This is a genomic window from Mesorhizobium sp. M1A.F.Ca.IN.020.06.1.1, assembly GCF_004023265.1.
Taxonomy (GTDB): Bacteria; Pseudomonadota; Alphaproteobacteria; order Rhizobiales; family Rhizobiaceae; genus Mesorhizobium.
The window spans coordinates 1-4,671 of sequence record NZ_RZSR01000453.1 but is presented as its reverse complement, the minus strand read 5'-3'; the positions used below and the strand labels follow the sequence as shown (position 1 = coordinate 4,671).

Sequence of the window (4,671 nt, the reverse complement as noted above, 5' to 3'; positions counted from 1 at the left end):
AGGAGGCCAGAAGCACGGATAAAAGCGCTGCCACGATGCTGCGGCTTTCCCTTCGTGCGAGGCGCCAACCTGCTGATTTCAAAATAAAATTCCCCCTCGGCATCCGGTCCGTACATCGTCGCCGCAGCACTCCAGTGCCTCTGGCGGCGACCTCCTGTTCCCGAACCGGAAACGGGATCTGTATCGATCTGCAAAGCCTCGGATTTATTGTTTGTCTGCAGGCGAGCTGAGGCTACGAAAACGATTAACAGCACCATTTCGCCCTGTTTGGGCGGCCCGTCAACTCACCAGACATTACAGCCGGTTACACACGCACCTTGACATAGGTGCCCGGCGCGTCCCCCAAGGTTTTCATACGCTTGCCGGGTTTGCGGGCGGGCACATGGATGTTGTCCTGGCTTTCGATCCAGTGCTGCCAGTGCGTCCACCATGAGCCGGCATGCTCGTGCGCGCCGGCGAACCAGGTGCTGAAATCCCCCACCGGCTTGCCGCCGGTCCAGTACTGGTACTTGTGCGCCGCCGGCGGATTGACGACGCCGGCGATGTGGCCGGAGCCCGCCATGACATATTCGACGTCGCCACCGAAATAGCGCGAGCCGAGGAACACCGAAAGCGCCGGCGCGATGTGGTCTTCCTTCGTGGCGAGGTTGTAGACAGGGATCGTGATGTCGGCCAGCGAGACGGTGCGGCCGGCAAGCTCCATCGTGCCGCGGGAGAGATTGTTCTCGAGATAGCAATTGCGCAGATAGAAGGAATGGTTGGCCGCCGCCATGCGGGTCGAATCGGCATTCCAGTAGAGCAGGTCGAAGGGCAGCGGGTCCTTGCCGCGCATATAGTTGTTGATGACATAAGGCCAGATCAGGTCGCCCGAGCGCAGCATGTTGAAGGCGGTCGCCATCTTGGTGCCGTCGAGATAGCCCTTTTCGCTCATCGATCGCTCGACCGCGGCAACCTGGTCCTCGTCGACGAAGACCTTGAGATCGCCGGCATAGGTGAAGTCGACCTGAGTGGTGAAGAAGGTCGCCGACCTGATGCGGTGGTCGCCTTCCTGCGCCAGCAGCGCGAGCGCCGCGGCCAATAGCGTGCCGCCGACGCAATAGCCGATGGCGTTGACCTCCTTCTCGCCGGTCGCCTTCTCGACCATGTCGAGGCCATATTGCAGGCCCTCGCGGATATAGGCCTCCCAGCCTTTGGCGCCGTGGCGCTCGTCCGGGTTGATCCAGGAGATGACGAAGACCGTGTGGCCCTGCTCGATTGCCCAGCGGATGAAGGATTTCTGCGGGTTGAGGTCGAGGATATAGTATTTATTGATCCACGGGGGGCAAATGAGCAGGGGGCGCTTCAGCACCGTCTCCGTCGTCGGATCGTATTGGATGATCTCGGCGACATCGCTGCGGCCAATGACCTTGCCGGGTGTCGTGGCAATGTTCTTGCCGATCTCGAACGGCGCGTAGTCCGCCTGGCGCAGCTTCAGGTCGCCCCTGCCGGCGGCGATGTCCTCGGCCAGCATCTTCATGCCGCGCACCAAATTCTCGCCGTTGGAGGCGACGGTCTCGCGGAACAGCTCGGGATTGGTCAGAATGAAATTCGACGGCGCGATGGCGTTGGAAACCTGCTTGACGTAGAAGCTCGCCTTGTGGCGGGTGTGCTCGTCCAGGCCCTCGGCATGATCGACGAGATCCGAGGCCCAGCGCGAGGTGACGAGATAGGCCTGTTTCAGGAAGTCGAAGAAGGCATTGCGGCCCCATTCCGGATCCTGGAAGCGCTTGTCGCCGCGCTCGGGCTTGACCGCGTCCTCGGGGGCTTCGGCGTTGGAGTTGGGGCTGACCTTCTGGATGGCGTTCGCCCAGACCGTCATGTAGCCCGCGAAAAGCCGCGTCTGGGCTTCAAGCGCGCGCTGCGGGTCGGCCAGCCAGTACTCCGAGAGCTTGGAGAAGGTCTTGACCATGTCGACCACGGGTTCGGCGACGTGGTCGCGCACCTCACCCTTTTCGCGCGGCTCGGCCCAGGCGGAGGCCGCCTTGCCGGCCTGCTCGATCATGCGCGCCATGTTCAACGCGAAGCGTTCGGGATCTTTCACCAGATATTGCTCGACGGTCGAAGGTCCGCCATTTTCCGCTTTGTCCGAATCGGGCGCTTTGGACATGGTTCGCGGGGTTCCTCCCGGAGCGTTTTCTTGACATATTACCATGGGACATCTGACCGGGTCCAACACGCTCTAACCCGGCTGCCAGGAAAACAATATGACGATTAATTTTGGCGGGACTTATTTTCTCGGCGCCGGTTCGATTTGCCGCATCGCCGCCGCAGCCGCGGTGCTGTGCACGCCGTTGCTCGCGGGCGGCTGCGAGACCAGCAGCAACGCCAGCAATGCAAGGCCGACCGCGGTGACCGAGGGGCCGAAGGACACCGGCTCCTATCCGAACCTCAACATTCCGCCGCCGGTAGCCGCCAAGCAGCTCACGAAGGAAGAGACTGCAGCCAAGCTTGCCCAGCTCAAGGCCGAGCAGCAGGCGCAGCTTGCCAAGGGCGGCGGCGCGAAGCCAGCCGCCAATACGGCAGCGCTGAACGCACTCGCCAGGACGCATGGCGACGACGCGCTGAAGCAGATCGAAGGCAAATGCGATCCCGCCCTCGACCCTAACTGCAATTAGGTCTATATCGCGCGCCGAAAAGCGCCCCCTTTGCTCGTCTGGAACTCCAATGGAAGAATTTCACAAGGTCCGCCGGCTTCCGCCTTACGTGTTCGAGCAGGTCAATCGGCTGAAGGCCAGCGCCCGCTCGCGCGGTGCCGACATCATCGACCTTGGCATGGGCAATCCGGACCTGCCGACGCCGAAGGCCATCGTCGACAAATTATGCGAAGTGGTGCGCGATCCACGCACGCATCGCTATTCGTCCTCGCGCGGCATTCCGGGCCTGCGCCGCGCCCAGGCGAACTACTATGCCCGCCGCTTCGGCGTGAAGCTCAATCCAGACACGCAAGTGGTGGCGACGCTCGGCTCGAAGGAGGGCTTTGCCAACATGGCGCAGGCGATCACCGCGCCCGGCGACGTCATCCTGTGCCCCAATCCGACCTACCCGATCCACGCCTTCGGCTTCATCATGTCGGGCGGCGTCATCCGGTCGCTGCAGGTGGAACCGGATGACGGCTTCATCCCGGCGGTCGAGCGCGGCATCCGCCACTCGATTCCGAGGCCGCTGGCGCTGATCCTCAACTATCCGTCGAACCCGACAGCGCTTGTCGCCTCGCTCGATTTCTACAAGGACGTGGTCGCCTTCGCGAAGAAGAACGACATCATCATCCTGTCGGACCTTGCCTATTCCGAGATCTATTTCGACGGCAATCCGCCGCCTTCGGTGCTCCAGGTTCCAGGGGCGATGGATGTCTGCGTCGAGTTCACCTCGATGTCGAAGACTTTTTCCATGCCCGGCTGGCGTATGGGCTTCGCGGTCGGCAACGAGCGGCTGATCGCGGCGCTGACGCGCGTCAAATCCTATCTCGACTACGGCGCCTTCACGCCGATCCAGGTCGCGGCGGCGCATGCGCTCAACGGCGACGGTGCCGACATCGCCGAGGTGCGCGAGATCTATCACAAGCGGCGCGATGTGATGGTCGATTCCTTCGGCCGTGCCGGCTGGACCATTCCGGCGCCGGCGGCCTCGATGTTCGCCTGGGCGCCGATTCCGGAACAGTTCCGCCAGCTCGGCTCGCTCGAATTCTCCAAGCTGCTCATCGAGCACGCCGACGTCGCGGTGGCGCCGGGCATCGGCTTCGGTGAGCATGGCGACGATTTTGTTCGTGTGGCGCTGGTCGAGAACGAGCACCGGATCCGCCAGGCGGCGCGCAACATCAAGCGCTTCCTGGCCTCGACCGCCAAGCAGCCCAACAATGTTGTGCCGCTCACCGCGCGCCGCTGAATTTACCGCACATCACACCGACCAATCTTTGAGGGGCGTCGCCGGACATGGCTGAAGCGTTGCGTGTTGGAATTGCCGGCCTTGGCACGGTGGGCGCCTCGGTGGCGCGCGTGCTCAACGACAAGGCCGCCGAGCTCACCCGCCAATGCGGTCGCGACATTGTCGTCGCAGCGGTTTCGGCGCGCGATCCGAAGCGGGACCGCGGTGTCGATCTGGGCGGCACCAAATGGTTCGACGATGCCGCGAAGATGGCCGAGAAGGCCGACATTGATGTCTTCGTCGAGCTGATCGGCGGCGACGAAGGGCCAGCGCGTGCATCGGTCAAGGCGGCGCTCGAGGCCGGCCGCCATGTCGTGACGGCCAACAAGGCGCTGTTGGCCAAGCACGGCGTGCAACTCGCCGAGGTCGCCGAGAAGAAGGGCGTGCTGCTCAACTACGAGGCTGCGGTGGCCGGCGGCATCCCGGTCATCAAGACGATGCGCGAGGCGATGGCCGGCAACCAGGTCACCCGCGTCTTCGGTATCCTCAACGGCACCTGCAACTACATTCTGACCCGCATGGAGGCCGAAGGCATCTCTTTCGATGCCTGCCTCAAGGACGCGCAGCGCCTCGGCTATGCCGAAGCGGACCCGACCTTCGACATCGAAGGCCATGACACGGCGCACAAGCTGTCGATCCTGACCAGCCTTGCGTTCGGCACGAAGATCGCCGCCAACGACATTTACATGGAGGGCATCTCCAACATCACCC

General features: G+C 63.1%; 5 protein-coding genes. 3 read left to right on the top strand and 2 right to left on the bottom strand.

Annotation, left to right across the window (positions count from 1 at the left end; translation table 11 throughout):
- The coding region (locus EOA60_RS38275; protein WP_206628169.1) for a hypothetical protein at positions 1-257 on the bottom strand (257 nt) is incomplete at its 3' end.
- Positions 258-304: 47 nt separating this feature from the next.
- Positions 305-2,146: a class I poly(R)-hydroxyalkanoic acid synthase gene (gene phaC, locus EOA60_RS19525; RefSeq protein ID WP_095826123.1), complete on the bottom strand. Its 1,842-nt coding sequence runs from the start codon at positions 2,144-2,146 to the stop codon at positions 305-307.
- A gap of 97 nt (positions 2,147-2,243) precedes the next feature.
- Here phaC and EOA60_RS19520 point away from each other — a divergent pair, with 97 nt between their 5' ends.
- The 3 genes from EOA60_RS19520 to EOA60_RS19510 form a co-directional block, all read left to right on the top strand.
- The gene (locus EOA60_RS19520; protein ID WP_164748201.1) at positions 2,244-2,654 is read left to right on the top strand and encodes a hypothetical protein; all 411 of its coding nucleotides are present in this window, start codon (positions 2,244-2,246) and stop codon (positions 2,652-2,654) included.
- Between the two features lie 49 nt (positions 2,655-2,703).
- Complete coding sequence (locus EOA60_RS19515; protein ID WP_095779221.1) at positions 2,704-3,921, top strand: LL-diaminopimelate aminotransferase; 1,218 nt, start codon at positions 2,704-2,706, stop codon at positions 3,919-3,921.
- A 47-nt stretch (positions 3,922-3,968) separates the two neighbouring features.
- Positions 3,969-4,671: homoserine dehydrogenase (locus tag EOA60_RS19510; RefSeq protein WP_128311753.1), on the top strand; the 703-nt coding region annotated here is incomplete at its 3' end.

Bases quoted from the DNA above. Each gene is read 5' to 3' on its own strand.
- phaC (WP_095826123.1), bottom strand. From the start codon at position 2,146: ATGTCCAAAGCGCCCGATTCGGACAAAGCGGAAAATGGCGGACCTTCG.
- EOA60_RS19520 (WP_164748201.1), top strand. From the start codon at position 2,244: ATGACGATTAATTTTGGCGGGACTTATTTTCTCGGCGCCGGTTCGATT.
- EOA60_RS19515 (WP_095779221.1), top strand. From the start codon at position 2,704: ATGGAAGAATTTCACAAGGTCCGCCGGCTTCCGCCTTACGTGTTCGAG.